Raw genomic sequence first — 15,781 nt, 5'->3', positions numbered from 1 at the left:
CAAGGCAACTTTTTTTGGTTGTCAGCGGGTAATTTCAAGCGGTAACATGATTCGCTAACCGAAACGGGAATAGCCCCTCCTTCGATATCGAAGTGGGAGGTCCAATCGTAAAGAGCTTATTGTGGTGCCCGTCTCCAGGCGAAAAAGCCAGGCGAGTAACACTTTGATAGAGGAATTCAGATGAAGTCTAGCTAACGGTAAAGCTGGAAGTCAGATAGACAAAGGCCCAAGTGCTACCTTGGGCCCCTGTGGATAAGTCAGATTAGGTCCCTGACAATTCCATTGTCTATTCCATACTGTGGGGCGTCAAGTCCCGCACGACTTCGTTCGTCCACAAGATGCCGCGCGTTATCCACAGCGATGCGCGCTCGCACCTGCCCGCTGGGTATGGGGTTCGTCTTACGTCATGGCTGTTATCCCCAGCCTGGGCGGCGTCGACGCACCTAAAGGATTTTGGAAAATCGGAATGAAAATGCAGGAAAAATTTACCCTGATGATGAGCCGTCAATGCCGGTTCGAATGGGGAAACGAGTACATACCGGCCACGTTGGCAGTTCTACGTGAAGCGCCAAAAGGCTCTCGGATAAGCAGACTCAACAGCGAGAAGCTAGGCCGTACGTTGCATGCTCTCTCCACCGCGGAGAAGGTATTCACGCAACTTGCGCTTTGCCATCCAGATCTCCTCGATATTCATGAACAAAAAATGTTGTCGCCTTACGGCGCTGGGAGTCCACTCCGAGGACACCCGCTGGGAAAAGGCACCTTTCCAGCCCCTGTGCGCGGGACAGTAGACATAGCCAAGGAAATTGGTTTCAAGCACCACATGTTCGTGTTTGAAAGCCCTGATGGCAAACGCCAGACCATGCCCTTTCCTTACCAGGGTGACCTGCTTTTATACATGAAGGGTCATGACGGGATTCCTTATGCTGTTAATTGGACCGTCAAAGACCGCGAGCAAGCATTTTGGGAGAGAAGAAGCTCGAAACCAAAGACGCCTGTCCAGCGTAAGAAGGATCTTGATCATGCCGAGTTGAGAGCCGAACTGGAGAGAGCCTACTACGCTAGCGCGGGCATCAGAACGGTACAGGTTTCTCTGGATAAGGTTGAATCAGCGGTCATTGCAAACTTGAATATGCTCTTCGTCGTGCATGGCGTCCCGCTCACTCATGACCAATCGTTGCTCGAAGATTTCAGCGCGGAGGTCAGTGAGGCGGTCCAAGCTGGAACCCCAGTAGCGTATGTAGCTATCCAGTACGGTGAGCGATGGGGTGGTCGTGATCAGTTTATTGCGAGGATCTACCAAGACATTTGGAATCGAAAATTAATCCTGAATTTTTTCAGTCCGATTCTCATCGACCATCCTTTTGACACTGAGGGTGGGGATCTCTTTTCGGTTTATGGCTCGCTTTTTGAGGAGTCTGCTCCATGAAAACAGGTTCGCGACTTATCGCCCCAGAGGGATATCTCTGTCTTTCGAAGGGCATCGTCTACCACTTCCTGTGCAGTAACGGCACCCTAAACCGAGTAAGGCTCGTGATGTTTAGTGACGACGGTCAGGAATTACGCACTGATCTCATCACGTTAACCAGGATTGAATTTGAAGAGGCACTTGAAAACGGCTGGGTGTTAGAGGACGGATCAGATGACAAATTCCCTCCTTGGCTTGCACCTATTGAGGGTGTGTCAGTCGCGCACTTAGAAGGCCGAAGGCATTCAGCAAAGGAGACTTACGACCAAAAGGTCAATCGACGATTCTGGGCGATATCGGATCTCGTCGTGCGGAAAGATGAAATTTTAGCGTGTGATAATCCAGACGCTGTTATCAATACTCACGCAAAAGAGCTACGACCCCAGCAGAATGCTGCACGAGTACGGTTGTGGTTTTACACCTATATCACGTTCGGGCATAACAAATGGGCTTTAATGCCGACATTACACCGTATTGGGGGATGGAATAGGGAAGCTTTGGTTCCAGCAAAAAAGCTAGGCAGACCATCGCGGAAGGGAAAAAAGTCTGGTTACCCTTGCGACGCTATTATGAAGTCATCAATTTTATGTGGTTTTTTGAAATTTAAATCTCCTCATAAAACAATGATTGATATTTATCGTAAAGTTGTTACTAGTGAGTTTGGGTGTGTAACGGTCATGAAAAATAACTGTGCGAAATTTCGGCATCCTGAAGGCAAGGCATTTCCTTCATTCAATCAATTCAAATATTGGATTGAAAAGCTCATTAGCCCGAAGGAACTTAAACATTCGTTAAAAGGACAGCACGGTGCCCGATCTATTTCAGGCTCGGAAGGAAGCTTTGCTGAAAATATTATTAACGTAAACCAGCATGTTGAGTTTGACGGGTATTACATATCAGAGAAGCTAACCGGCCTCACAGAGGGAAGCGCAGTAGACGGTTTCTGTGTGGTCCGTGCGGTGTGCGGTTTATCCGGCGCCGTGCTGGGCGTTGGCTTCGCTGAAGGCAAAGAGACAATGGATGCATACAGAATGGCTCTGTTTTGCATGGCTTGCAATAAGGTGAAATTTTGTGAGTTATTTGGCGTTGTAATTGAACCGTGGCAATGGCCAAGCGAAGGTCTTTCCGGTGGTATTGTGTTTGATCGAGGGCCAGGGGCAGGTTACGAAAGTGAGCCTGATATCCATTGGCTCAAATCCATTGAATTGACCCCCGTCTATTCTGGGCAATCTAAAGCAACCGTAGAATCTTCCCATCCTAGGGATAAGCAGACTATGGAGCAGCCGACACATTTCCATAGCAAGTTGAATTTTGTTCTGATGGCCAGGCGCGAAATTTGGCAAGCCATCGAAAACAACAGGACTTCAAATGCTGGAGCCAGAATGGATGAAGAAATGTACCTGGCTGGCATCAAACCGACGCCTTTTGATATCTATAACTATTGGAGCAGTCGTGGCCGAGATTCGTCGATTGGTATGCAATACGAAACCTCAGTCAGAACGTTTCTAAGAACGTGCCCAGCGAGCATAAGGAGAGACGCGGTCTATTTATATGGCCGTAAGTATAGATCTCCAGCCTTAGTCGAGACAGGAGTTTTCGACATGGTCGCTAGGAAGGGAGTTATTGAAACCACTGTCTTTGTTTTGACAATGTGTGTTCGGCACGTATGGATTGAGGTTTATGGCGTCTTGTATGAGTTGGACTTCATGCGTTCCGCTAGAACTACAGATGGGACCGTGGACATTTCACTGCGTGATCTACAAGAAATTGATCAATTGCGACGTGACGGAGCTGCTGATCTTCGGGATGAAAAACCCGCAGTTCTCCAATATTTCAGGGATCAATTTAAGCGTGACACGGGCGAAGATTGGGATGGTGGCGAACGGAGGCCTGGGAGCCCAGCTAAAAATGCGGCCGCCCAGCGTGACAACGCAGACTATGATCGATTCCGAGGAAAAGCTCAGTGAATAAGCAAATAAATTTTCGGTTCAACGGCTGCGCGGATACTAATGTCATCCGAGAGCGGGTTACGGTCAGGCCTGACCCCGTCGGATTACTGAGTGCCACCGATCCGCTCATCGCGGCGGAGAAATTTGCAGACAAACTGATGAAGATCTATTTGCCAAACGAGTTCTCCCTTAACTTTATCAAGGAGATGGCAGGTCGAGCCTCTCTTCACAGCGATAAGCTTTTCACAAGCGAAGTTGAGTACATTTCCAAGATCTATAACCCACCCGAAGTGGAAGTGTTGCCGGTGTGCTTAACGGGATTAGCAGGGGTTGGAAAGAGTCAGACGGTTGCGGCTTTGAGAAAAATTTTGCCGCCGCCTATGGATCTTTACTGCGACCATTACCATGGTGCGATTAAGCTGATTTCCCATTGGTTTGCGAGTGCTCGAGGGAAAGCAAGCGGTAAACAGCTTTTGATTGACTTTGTGCTCGGCAGCGAAGAGCCAGGCAGGGGATGGAACCTCGCAAAACTGCTGGTGGAGTGCCGTAGGAGAGCCAACCGAGATGGCGTGTCTCTGCTTCTGCTTGAAGAAACCCAGCATATAAACACCGGCTTGGGCTCGGCGAAGATTACTGACATTCTGCTGACATTGGCTGCTATCGGCCCTCCTGTGATCTTCGTTTCCAACTACAGCCTTGCCCACAAGTTGCTTCGTCGAAACAGTGAAGATAAGCAGAGGTTGCTCTCGGAACCTCGCATCATGTTGCCTGACCAATTTGGAAGCCAGGACTGGAGAGCCTACGTCAGCGAGTGCATAAGGGTCAGTGGTGGGCACATTCAGAGCGGCATCGATGACCTGGCCTCAGAGCTTCACCATTCAACCTTCGGGATTAAGCGACTCGCTGTGCAGCTTCTGAAGCTCGCTTATGTAGAGTGCCGCAAGGCCGGTCGGGAATCGGTAACGCTAGCTGACATCAGTCGGGCATATCGTTCGAGTGCCTATTCCAGCAATTCGAAGGAAGTTGAAGAGCTACAACTGTTGGCGATTCAGCCTCGTACGACGAGCGTTCGTACGGATCTGCGGTGTCCGTTTGATCTTCCATCGGACAAAATTTCCAATGTAGTGAAATTCGCTCGGGCGGAGCGGGACAGCCGTGTGAACGCGAGGGTCTTTGATTCAGCACTCAACGAGAAAGAGCGGTCTGCTAAAAAGCACATTGACCTGACCCTAGGAGACGTCTCACCTCCTACGAAGCCCGCCCGACGCCCTCCGGCACCGAAGATGTCAGATGAAGAACGGGAAAAAGCTTTCCACGAGTTAATAGACTCGATAAAGCCGCCATCGACGCCAAAAAAAACTAAGTGACAAATGGCCCGCTGAATTCGACAGGCTATTTGCATAGAAGGTACTACTTGGGAGAAAGAAGTCTTGGCTACGTTGCGGCTTCTAATCGCCCGAAGTAATGGTTGCGGTTTTAGATGGGGCTGATGCCTAACATTTCGTAACACCCTTGCTGAATCGCGAAATGACTGCACGTTACAATGGTCACGAGCTCGTCTCCTCGCTTGTGATCAATACCTGAGCGTGTCCTACAATGAGCTCCGGGCTGGAGATTGGAATGAAAGCGACTTTGCGTATCGCAATAAATGAGGCTTTTCATAAGGCGAAACTCGCCGCCAGCGTCGATGACTTTCAGGCTGCCTATCAATGGTTAGAGCGTGCGCATATCCTCACCCAGCGGATGCCGGTGGCTCACACGAAATCTCATTGGCTCATGCTCAAGCTGGGCTTACTTACAAAAGATTGGCGAGAGGTGGCTGGTCAGTTTCCTCGGATCATTGCGGCATTGTTGTTTTCCACGATTTGGGTACCAGCCGGCAACACTGGACGAGCGCGTATCAGCGCGTTTTCCGTCATGCCGCTTTCCGCTGATCTGGAGGAACTGTTGCGCGAAGACTAACGCAATCCATTGGCTCTTCTTTCCATGACCCTGAAATTCAATTGGACAGATGTTCCATGGTCTTGGTGATGGGTCAGACTGGCTTCTCCATCAAAACTTTCCATGATCGGCTTAACCATAATCACCACGATGCCCTGCTTGCCTTGCTTGGTGGTGTAATAGGTTTGAAAGCCATTATCTCCTGTTGTCTTGATGTTGCATCCCCGGTATCAGCAACGATGAGATGCAGCCATTGTTGAGTGTCATCCACACTTGCCTGGATGGATTTTGAGACTTCAGTATTGGATGGGGGTGACGACATCAGCTGTAACAATATTGTTGGTTGAGTCATTACCAGTTAGCCGGCCTACAGATGCTAGATTGGCTAGATCCTAAAAAAGGTACTCGTTTCTGCATAAGGAGCGCTGTGCTTTTCCTTTTTGCTAATTAGTCCGTCAACGTTGTCATGTCGAACCGTGTCCTTTTGCTTGGGCTTGTATCCCCCAAGATTCTTTGTCTTGTGCACTCAGTTGGTAGGCCTAGCTGCACGCGCCCGACGACTATAAAGGTTTTGACTCGATGGAAACCATAAACACACAACGTTCACCCAGTGGATGGACGCTTCTGCTCTGTGCATGGCTGCTTTCCCTGATTTCAACCATGGTCGTGTTGTTTGTCGGAGAAGTCATGGGGCAAGCGCCCTGCGTACTCTGTTGGTTTCAGCGGGCATTTATGTTTCCACTCGTTCTGGTGCTGGGAGTTGCTTGCTGCATTTCGGACACGGGTGTCTGGCGTTATGCATTGCCTTTGGCGGGGATGGGCTGGCTGGTTGCGCTATATCACAACCTGCTTTATTTCGAGGTTCTTTCGGAAGGTCTCAAACCCTGTGGTGCTGGCCCGTCCTGCTCCGGGGCTGAGATGACTATTTTTAGCGGTGTTCCATTGCCACTGCTTTCACTAAGCGTGTTCAGTCTCCTTATCATTCTTCTTGTCGTCATTCGCCGGAGGTTTGCGCATGAGCAAACGTAATGTCGTTCTCGCTGTCAGTCTGCTTGCCATCATCGGCTTCGCATTCGCGGCCTTTTTTTATGATCGTGCATCCACTGTGCCTCAAGCTGAAGCTCCCGTGCAGAAAGCGAGCTCACTTGTGCGCTTTCATTCACCAAGCTTTGGTCCTGCCAACGCTCCGGTCACGATCGTCGAGTTCTTCGATCCTTCGTGTGAAAGCTGCCGTGCGTTCTATCCCATCGTTAAACAGATGATGGCCAAGCATCCATCCGATGTTCGGCTGGTGTTGCGTTACGTTCGACTTCACAAAGGCTCAGAGGAAGCCATTCGGATCCTCGAAACCGCCCGCAAGCAAGGTGTGTTTGTACCGGTACTGGAAGCTGTTCTTGAGTCGCAGGGACAATGGCATGATGACGCGACTGCATCTGCGGCATGGACCGCTGCAGGTCAGGCCGGGTTGGACGTTGATAAGGCCAAAGAACAAATGATGTCGGCGGATATTACGGCTACGGTCGAAAAAGATGCGGCTGATGCAACGGCCGTTGGTGTGAGTAAAACACCAACCTTCTTCGTTAACGGCAAGCCGCTAACAAATTTCGGTCCTCAACCACTTTACGACCTGATCCGCAGTGAAATCGCTCAGTCGCAATAGCAGGTATTGAGCTTGCTTGAACCAATCGATAGTTTTGAAGATAGTCTTGGCTTGGTAAAGGCAATAAGGGGGCACTCTTAGCGATCACTTGCGCAGAGTGCCCCTGTGAACTAACCAGCACTCGAACTAACCGCCTTGTTGCTGAATCTTGGGGCCAGCGTGCTGGTGAGGTCCTTCATGCGTGTCCTGCGCCATCGGTGATTCAGGCTGCAACCGATCGGTTTCTTCTGCTAGATAGGTGAGTACGGCATTGGCCTCTATTTCGCCTAGGCGCAGATTGGGCATTGCAATGTTGTTGTATTGCTCAAACAACTGCATCGCCAGCGCGTCTTTCTCGGCCAGCATTTGATCCGGCTCTTTGATCCAGCGCTTCAGCCACTGCGGGTCGCGTTGGCGGGTGACGCCGACCAGGTCCGGGCCGATGCTGCGCATGCCGGCGTTCTCGGTGTCGCCCAGGGTATGGCAGGACGAGCAGCGGGTGCGATAGATCTGTTCGCCGGCGCTTGGCGGACGCAGGGTCGGCGCGCTGGCGTAATCCTGATCGTTGGTGCTGGGGTCTTTCCAGTTCTGCAGGGTTTTACTCAAACGGTCAGCCAGAATGTAGGGGTTTTCCATGGGTGAAGATTTCATCCAGCGGCCTGTGCTCTGGTTGCCGATGATCAGGCTCAGGTTGTGGTCCTTGTTGCGGCCGTTGTCGATGCCGTCGATGAACAGGCCCAGGCTCTTGCGCAACGCGGTGATGTCGTCCTTGTTGCCGGTGAGGAATTGCCAGCCAGGGCCGATCCTGAATTTCTCCGTGTATTTCTTCAGCACCTCTGGCGTGTCGGTTTCCGGGTCGATGCTGATTGAGTAAAGAAATACATCCTTGCCAACCCGATCACCGAGGACTTTCTGGACCTGCAGCAGGCGTGCGGTCTCCAGTGGGCAGGAGTCGGTGCAGGAGGTGAAGATGAAGTTAATCGCCACCACCTTGTCCTTGATCAGGTCGTCAAAAAAACGCTTCTTTTGCCCGTCCTGATTGATCAGTTCGGTATTGGGGAAGTAATCCCGTCCCCAAGGTGTACTCGAGTCACTGTCTTCGGCAACGGCTGCTGACCAGCCGGTGATGCCCAGGATGAAAAGCAGCAGCAGGCGAAGGGGGTTGATCGGCTTTGCCCAGTGTGAAGTGATCATGATTATTGTCCTGTGCAGAGTACTGATGTAAGCCTTGCACTCCACCTGTACGGGCTGGAGTGCAAGGTGCTACCGGTCAACGGACTGAAATAGGCGCCGTGACCGAACGACCGGAAGAAGACTTGATCGTGACGGTCGGGGTAGCCGACGGCCCGTTTCCGGTGGTGCTCGCCGAAATCCGCCAGCGGGCTCCGGTGCCTGTCGGTGTCATGGTCGCCGTGCCCAGCACCAGCGGCCCGCCGGTGGTCGCCGCGGTAATCGTCAGCACTGTGCCGGTCTGCGACGTGGTACCTGCCAGGTCCCAGGTGTAGCGGTTGTTGCTGCGTACCGAGACGGTGGCGCTGGTCACTTGCAGGTCCTCGTTGCTGGTCGCCGCCGGTGCCACCGAGATGGTCACGGTGCCGGGCGGTGCCGAGACGCCACCCTTGGCGTCGCGCACCTCATAGGTGAAGGTGGCGGTGACTGGTTCGGTGAGAGCGGCCGGCGGCGTGTAGATCACCCGGGTACCATCGGTGGTGGCGGTTCCCATCCCGGAGTCCGGCTGACTCAGACCGACCACCGTGAGCGGCACGTTCTTGTCAGGGTCGGTGTCATTGGCCAGGACGTTGAGAGTGACAGGCACACCGGCCGTGGTGCTTGCAGTGTCTGGGCCAGCAATTGGCGGTTTGTTGGTGCTGTTGTCGTCGCCATCATCCTCGTCATCGTCATCATTGCCGCTGCCCTTGCCGCCGGTACGGAAGGTCGGCAGTGCGGCGGTCGCGACGTATTCGACGCCATCCCAGCTTGGCAGTGGCGTAGGCATCAGCTCGAATTGGCCAGGGTGTTCAATGTCCCAGCGCAGCAACATCGACGAGTCTTCATGCTGTGTGTTGTGGCAATGCTCCATGTAGGTCCCGGCAAATTCACGGAAGCGGATCGCCATGGTCACTTCGGTCGAGCTGTCCACTTCCGGGCCGATCCTGAACACATCCTTGCGTGCCCATTTTTCCCAGTCTGGCGGAGCCTTGCCGTCGCGGTTGAGTATTACCCCTTCCTCGAAGTGCACGTGCACCGGATGGCTCCAGCCGTTGCCACCATTTTTAATTTTCCATACTTCAAGGGTGCCGTCGCCACTGAAGCCGGCGTCGGTCGGCCCAGTGGACAATTGCGGGGCGGCGGTGAGCTGGCGAGGGTCCATGCTGTAGCCGAAGCCTCCGTCGGTTTTGATGGTCCAGGGCGCTAGGTCAGTGCCGTCGGAGCGGCCAAAGGTAAATTCACGATGGCGAGCCAGATCGAGTTTTGCTTTGTCGGCCGGGTCATCGCGATTGATGGCCAGTGGGATCATTTTCTTGCCAGCCGCCTTGCCAGGCTTGGCCGGCTCATAGGCCGTAGGGTCCATGCTCAGGTCCTGGCCCGAGTAGGAGTTGACGATCAGTTGCAGGAACTTGCCCACCACCGGGTCACCCTTGTCCCATTGCGGTCCCTTGCTGCTTTGCTTGAGCACCGCCTTGTACTTCTCGGACAGCACATCGGCCAGGGACACTTCGTCTTTCTCGGGGCCCTTGCCGGTCTTGTGTTCCATCAGGTTGACGAAATAGATCTTATCCCCGGTCTTGATCCCGTTTTTCGCGAAATTAATGATGATGTCGTAGCGCTCGGCGATGGCCTGGGTCGGCAGGATGCCGTTGTTGTCCTTCAGGTCGCCGTCACCATCGAGGTCCAGGCTGCCGTCGAAGGGAACGGCATGTTCCATGATGTTGCCGTCGTTGCCGATCATGTGAAACGGCACTCGGGCATAGGACACGCCGGAGCCGGCCGGCCCAGGGAACTCGCCGCCCGTGCCCTTGATTTCCCGAACCACGGCCAGCTTGACGTAACGCGACACCGAGCCATTGAGAATGCGGAAGCGGTAGCTGCGAGCGCGCACGTTGAGGAACGGCTGGTACTGCCAGTTCACCAGCATCTGGTCGCCGAGGAAACCGTCGGTGTTGAACGGGTTGAACCACAGCTGGCCATTGGCATCCCAGGCCTTGTCAGCGACAACCAGGTTGACGTCGTAGTCACGGTTACCCCAGGGCATGGCTGAGCCGCTGGGTAGACGCAGATTGACGCCATCCTCCAGTGCTTCATTGCCACGATCGATGGCGCTGTAGTAGTTCATCATCACCGCATTGCCCTTGTAGACGTTCTGCGCGGTGAAATCGAGCATGTGGTCGTGGAACCAGTGGGTGCTCATGGTTTCACGCCAGTCGCCGCGGATTTTGATGCTGCCGTTCTGGCAAGTTTTGAGGCCAGGGTTCACGTCATTGACCCAGAGGGTTTCGCCCGGCGAGCAGGGAAACGCTGCTCTTGGGTCTTCGGCCTTGGTGTTGATGGTGTCGTAACCGGCCAGTTGCACCGGCCAGCGGTAGTCGTAGTACTGACCCGGGAAGAAGAAGGCGTTGGCATAACCATCGCTCTCGGCCGGGTTGTGGCCGTTGTGTTCGTGGGTGCTGATGGTGTGTAGGCCAAAGCCGTTGTTGGCGGCCGGGTCGATAGGTAGAGCGTTGTAATGGCGCATCAGCAGCGGTTGCCCGTAGCGTACCATCAACAGTTTTGGCGGCAGCGTGCCGTCAAAGGTCCACACCGAGTTGTGGTTCTGGATCGGCATCTTCGGATGGAGGCGAATGTCGATGCCCTTGGTTGTACCCTTGGTGGTAGGAATGTCCGAGGTCTGGTAGTAGAGCCCGCCTGGGGCAAATTCACCCTTGGAGTAGCCATGCATCTGTTTGCTGTCGCGCAGACCGAGATTCTGCCGCGCACCGGCTTGCACGGTCTTGAACGCGGCTTGCGGGTAGAACTCGTTCCAGCGCTGGTGCGACCAGCCTTTGCCGCCTGGTCTTCCCTCGGCCGGGGAGCCCACCGGCGCGCGGTTGAGGAAGGCTTCGATCTGTGCCTTCCAGGGGTTGCGGTCCAACACGTTGGAATATTGAGTGGGGAACGGCGTCAGTCCCGGTTGCCGCAGGAAGGCTTCCAGTGCGCTGCCCGAGGGGCCGCTACGGGCCACGGTGTTAGGGTCCTGTCCGGGCATCGGCCCCACCGTCGGTACGGGGAAAGTCATTTGCGCCGGGGGTGTTTGCGGGTCGAGTTTCTCCGGGCCGAACTCTTCGAACAGGAGCATTTGTTGAGTGTAGGGCTCCGCGCCAAACAACGGGCTGGGCTTGCCGTTAGTGGGGAAGTTGAACGAGGTCTGCAGAGCTGGGGGCAGGACGTTGTCGGTCCGCGGCGTATCGCGGTTACCTTGGCCGCCGTTGGGCAAGGCCAGCGAGCCATGGTTGGCCTCCGGCAGCGTCCGGATTTCCAGCAAGGCGGCCGCAGGGTCGGCCGGCTGAGGTCGATAGTAAGAGGGGTCGGTGGGAGATGGCTGACTTTCGTCGTCTATCGGCGCAGCGCCGGCATCCGCACCGCAGAGTGCCAACAACAACGCCGAGGCCATGTCCGGCCGCATCAAAAGCGAGAAAGGTCGGGTAGGTAGATTTGTTCTCATGCTCAATTCCTCCCTGCATGATGTGGCGCCTGGCCAAACCCGCATTGCGTTGATAGCACTCTGCCCCATATTGGGGATGCAAGCAGGGACCATGCCAGCCGCGGCTGGTGACTTTGAAGGTTGAAGAAAGCTCATTTAGTCGACGTTCTGTAGGCGATCGAAGTCGATCCGATGGCTTCGGAAGGAAAGATGAGATTGGGGGGATTCCCCTGTATTGGGGGGGAATTGGGTCAGCCTGCCCAGACCGCTTTTCGAGATGCGAGCAGGTGGCGGTAGAGGTTAATTAGCCAAGATCGACATTGTCTTCATCTGGCCTGGGGCGTTTTGAAGGTCAGAAATGAATTTTCTGAGCTGTGTATTTCTTGGCTCTGGATTTCCCCCTATTTCGACTGAAGTATTCCAGTGACATAGCTGCGGTCCATACCCACCGCGGAACAAACTTGAAGCGATTCTTAGTGCTGCATACCTTCGTTTTCTGCGAGGCCGGCATGAAATTGCGAGTTCTCTATCTGAAGCGTCGTATGGTCAATATGAAATGCTTCACTCATCAGTCGTGTCACTTTTGTCAGTATCTCTTGCTCTGCGCCTGAGGAGCGCTGGACGACAAGGTGAGCACTCATAACGTTTTTACCGCTGGTTAGCGCCCAGATATGCAGGTCATGGATATCCTCAACGCCTTCAATCGCCCTGATTCTGGACTCCACTTCAGCGATATCGACTCCTTCCGGAACCCCCTGCAAAAGTATGTTCATGCTTTCTTTAAGTAAAACCCACGTTCTGGGGAGAACCCAAAATCCGATGGCCGCAGCTACAACTGAGTCAACCCAGGACCATCCGGTAAAACGAATAATCAGTGCCGCCCCGATCACGCCGAGGGAACCCAACATATCGCTCCAGACCTCAAGATATGCGCCTTTGACATTGAGGCTTTCAGTACTACCAGACATGAGCAAACGCATTGAGACAAGGTTCACCGCCAACCCTATCAACGCTACGATCAACATGGCAGTCGATTGGATTTCTGTTGGAGTCTTAAGCCGCTGATAGGCCTCGTACAGGATGTACACCGCCACCATGAACAGCAGAATCGCATTGAATGCAGCCGCGAGAATCTCAAAACGCGCATAGCCAAATGTTCGTTTTTTATCTGCGGGGCGTTTAGCGATCTGAATTGCCACTAATGAAATTGCAAGGGCAGTGGAATCGGTAAGCATATGAGCGGCATCCGATAGCAATGCCAAGCTGCCAGTGATGAAAGCCCCAATGACCTCTGCGACCATGAAACTCGTCGTCAGCGCCAGAGCTACCCACAATTTTTTCTCGTGCCCTGCACGTACTTCACCGTGGCTATGACCAGCGCTCATCGGGTTCTCCTTTGGTATGAGGGATTAGACAAATGGGCATGTGGTCGTTCCCAATCTCTCTCGCTGAGTAAAGCCTGCGGTTATCGAGTTAGTCGCAAAAAAATATGGAGTCCATGCAAGGGCAGTAATTCTTGAGATGCCTAAAAAATAGCACTCCTGCGAAGACGCAGGCTCATGGTCCACACCGCTGACCGAAAATTAGCCCTATTGGAATGTCAAATGGCGTCATTCATCGCTTGACCCTGTAGTAGGTACAGGCTGTTGAATGGCGTCATTGTTCTTACCGGTAGAAGCCTCATGAGTCTGGAAAGTAAACCTAAGCCAATCGTCCGCCTTCAGGTTGTGAAGAAAGACGATTGTTGTGGCTCTGATCATCAGCAAGCAATTAAACCCGTCCATCACAATGCGCATCAAAGTGATCATGGCCAGCATACTCACGGCCCTGACTCACACGCGCATGATCACGGCTCACATGCTCACGACCATGAAACAGATGCTCATGACCATGTCGATACTTGTTGTGCTCATGGCACTCACGCAACGGGCGGTTTTGCGCCCAGCAAGAGCCATCCGGCTCCGGAAGGGACCAGCAATGTTCGGTATCGCATCGACAAAATGGATTGCCCCACAGAGGAGCGCCTGATCCGTAACCGGCTGGAGCCAATGCCTGGGATTGTCCGACTCGACTTCAACCTGTTGAATCGTGAGTTGACCGTGCATCACCGTCTGGATGATCCACAGTCAATCGTCACCGCATTAGTTGCACTGGACATGGGGCCGACCTTGATTGAGGCCGGTACTGCCCCTTCGGCACTTCCCCCAGTGCTAAGCGCAAAATTAAAAGGGTTGTTGGCCATCAGCGGCGTCTCGGCTATCGCCGCTGAAGTCATTGCATGGACAACCGGGCAAGAAAGCTCTTGGCCTGTGATGGTTTTGGCCGCTCTGTCTATCCTGGCTGGTGGCCTGCCAACACTTAAAAAGGGTTGGATTGCAGTTAAAAACTTCACATTGAACATCTATTTCCTGATGTCGCTGGCTGTCGTAGGTGCCCTCGTCATCGGGAAATGGCCTGAAGCCTCGATGGTAGTTTTTCTATTCGCTATTGCAGAAGCCATCGAAGCACTTTCTCTGGAACGGGCGCGCAACGCTATTAAGTCGCTGACCGCATTGGCGCCAGAAACTGCTGAGGTCATGACCGAAAATGGCTGGAAAGAGCAGGCCGTAGCGAGTGTATTGCTCGGTAGTCGTATCCGGGTTCGCACAGGTTCGCGTGTGCCACTGGATGCCAAGGTAGATTCTGGGCGCGCTGCACTGGACCAGGCTCCCATTACTGGCGAAAGCCTACCGGTTGATAAGCAGGTCGGTGATCCGCTTTACGCTGGCACCATCGTTACGGACGGTGTGGTTGAAGCTACCGTTACAGCTGTAGCAGGGGAAAGTACCCTTGCGCGAATTGCTGCGGCCATTCAAGACGCGCAGTCTCAACGAGCGCCTACACAGCGGTTTGTAGATCAGTTCGCACGCTATTACACCCCCGCAGTGGTTGTTCTCGCTCTCCTGGTCGCAGTCCTAGGTCCAGTCATCATTGGTGGAGCATGGGGTGAATGGCTCTATCAGGCGCTGGTCCTTTTGGTCATCGCTTGCCCGTGCGCTCTGGTGGTTTCAACCCCGATAACCGTTGTCAGTGGGCTAACCGCAGCAGCCAGGCACGGCATCTTGATCAAAGGTGGTGCTTATCTTGAAAGTGGCCGTTTTCTGAAGGTTGTTGCTCTCGACAAGACCGGTACTTTGACCCAAGGCAAGCCTGTACTGACCGACATTGAACCGTTTACCGATTTGCCTATCGAACGTGCTTTGCTGATCGCCGCGAGCCTTGACGAACATAGTACGCATCCAGTAGCCAAAGCCTTGGTCAGCGGCTGGAAATTACAGCAGCCGAAGGCGGCGATTATGCCGGTTGAGGACTTCAGTGTACTCAACGGTCGTGGCGTCAAAGGCAATATCGATGGTCAATCATGGCACCTGGGTAACCATCGCTTGGTTGAAGAGCTGGGCGTGTGTTCTCCAGCGCTTGAGGCTCGGTTGTCGTTGCTGGAAAACGCGGGAAAAACGGTAATCGTGCTTTGTGCTGCCAACGGTCCAGTAGCGATTTTCGCAGTAGCTGACACGGTACGGGCTGAAAGTTTTGCTGCCGTAACCGCTTTGAAAGCCATGAATGTTGTACCGGTAATGCTCACGGGGGATAACCCGGCAACCGCCAACTCCATTGCCGCGCAGTTAGGTATCAATGATGCGCGCGGAAATCTCATGCCTGAAGACAAACAAACTGCCGTCGCTGAACTCAAGCGTCGTTATGGTTCTGTTGGCATGGTGGGGGATGGCGTGAACGATGCGCCGGCATTGGCGCAATCCGATATCGGTTTTGCAATGGGAGCCGCAGGCACCGCTACTGCGCTTGAAACTGCGGATGTTGCCATCATGGATGATGACCCGCGCAAGATCGCTGATTTCATTAGTTTGAGTCGTCGGTGCGCATCGGTACTAAAGCAGAACATCGGATTGGCATTGGGTATCAAGGTAGTTTTTCTAGGGTTGGCATTATCTGGCCACGCAACATTGTGGATGGCCGTTTTTGCGGATGTGGGGGCGAGCTTGCTCGTCGTATTCAATGGATTGCGGCTGTTGCGCAGGTGATATGACCTCCGCGTCTTCGATTACTGA

General features: G+C 53.6%; 10 protein-coding genes. 7 read left to right on the top strand and 3 right to left on the bottom strand.

Annotated features, from left to right (window positions below; all coding sequences use genetic code 11):
• Window positions 1-406: 406 nt before the first annotated feature.
• The 6 genes from HNO86_RS03655 (at window position 407) to HNO86_RS03630 (ending at window position 7,018) form a co-directional block, all read left to right on the top strand.
• A complete protein-coding gene (locus HNO86_RS03655; RefSeq protein WP_256672542.1) occupies window positions 407-1,429 on the top strand; it encodes a hypothetical protein in 1,023 nt (340 codons plus the stop codon).
• Window positions 1,426-3,435: a transposase gene (locus HNO86_RS30170; protein WP_256672541.1), complete on the top strand. Its 2,010-nt coding sequence runs from the start codon at window positions 1,426-1,428 to the stop codon at window positions 3,433-3,435. Before HNO86_RS03655 ends, HNO86_RS30170 begins: the two co-directional genes overlap by 4 nt.
• The gene (locus tag HNO86_RS03645) at window positions 3,432-4,784 is read left to right on the top strand and encodes a transposase (protein WP_175375667.1); all 1,353 of its coding nucleotides are present in this window, start codon (window positions 3,432-3,434) and stop codon (window positions 4,782-4,784) included. Before HNO86_RS30170 ends, HNO86_RS03645 begins: the two co-directional genes overlap by 4 nt.
• Window positions 4,785-5,037: 253 nt before the next feature.
• Window positions 5,038-5,379 (top strand): DUF3703 domain-containing protein, encoded by a 342-nt coding sequence (locus tag HNO86_RS03640; RefSeq protein WP_175375666.1) that lies wholly within the window; start codon window positions 5,038-5,040, stop codon window positions 5,377-5,379.
• Window positions 5,380-5,946: 567 nt separating this feature from the next.
• Window positions 5,947-6,387, top strand: coding sequence for a disulfide bond formation protein B (locus tag HNO86_RS03635; protein ID WP_372242511.1), 441 nt, complete (start codon window positions 5,947-5,949; stop codon window positions 6,385-6,387).
• Window positions 6,374-7,018 carry a thioredoxin domain-containing protein gene (locus tag HNO86_RS03630; protein ID WP_175375664.1) on the top strand — a complete coding sequence of 215 codons (645 nt, stop codon included), beginning with the start codon at window positions 6,374-6,376 and terminating at the stop codon, window positions 7,016-7,018. Before HNO86_RS03635 ends, HNO86_RS03630 begins: the two co-directional genes overlap by 14 nt.
• A 126-nt stretch (window positions 7,019-7,144) precedes the next feature.
• Here the strand turns inward: HNO86_RS03630 and HNO86_RS03625 are convergent, their stop codons facing one another.
• From HNO86_RS03625 to HNO86_RS03615, 3 genes are all read right to left on the bottom strand, one after another.
• A complete protein-coding gene (locus tag HNO86_RS03625) occupies window positions 7,145-8,191 on the bottom strand; it encodes an SCO family protein (RefSeq protein ID WP_175375663.1) in 1,047 nt (348 codons plus the stop codon).
• A 76-nt stretch (window positions 8,192-8,267) separates the two neighbouring features.
• Window positions 8,268-11,657 carry an Ig-like domain-containing protein gene (locus HNO86_RS03620; RefSeq protein ID WP_175375836.1) on the bottom strand — a complete coding sequence of 1,130 codons (3,390 nt, stop codon included), beginning with the start codon at window positions 11,655-11,657 and terminating at the stop codon, window positions 8,268-8,270.
• A gap of 491 nt (window positions 11,658-12,148) precedes the next feature.
• A complete protein-coding gene (locus tag HNO86_RS03615) occupies window positions 12,149-13,060 on the bottom strand; it encodes a cation diffusion facilitator family transporter (RefSeq protein WP_175375662.1) in 912 nt (303 codons plus the stop codon).
• Window positions 13,061-13,357: 297 nt separating this feature from the next.
• On the opposite strand from HNO86_RS03615, the gene HNO86_RS03610 reads away from it, so the two are divergent.
• Window positions 13,358-15,754: a heavy metal translocating P-type ATPase gene (locus HNO86_RS03610; RefSeq protein WP_372242508.1), complete on the top strand. Its 2,397-nt coding sequence runs from the start codon at window positions 13,358-13,360 to the stop codon at window positions 15,752-15,754.
• Window positions 15,755-15,781 lie beyond the last annotated feature (27 nt).

Source organism: Pseudomonas sp. C1C7 (genome assembly GCF_013359595.1).
Lineage (GTDB): Bacteria > Pseudomonadota > Gammaproteobacteria > Pseudomonadales > Pseudomonadaceae > Aquipseudomonas.
The sequence above is the reverse complement of the archived record's forward strand: the minus strand, read 5'-3'. Positions and strand labels throughout refer to the sequence as shown.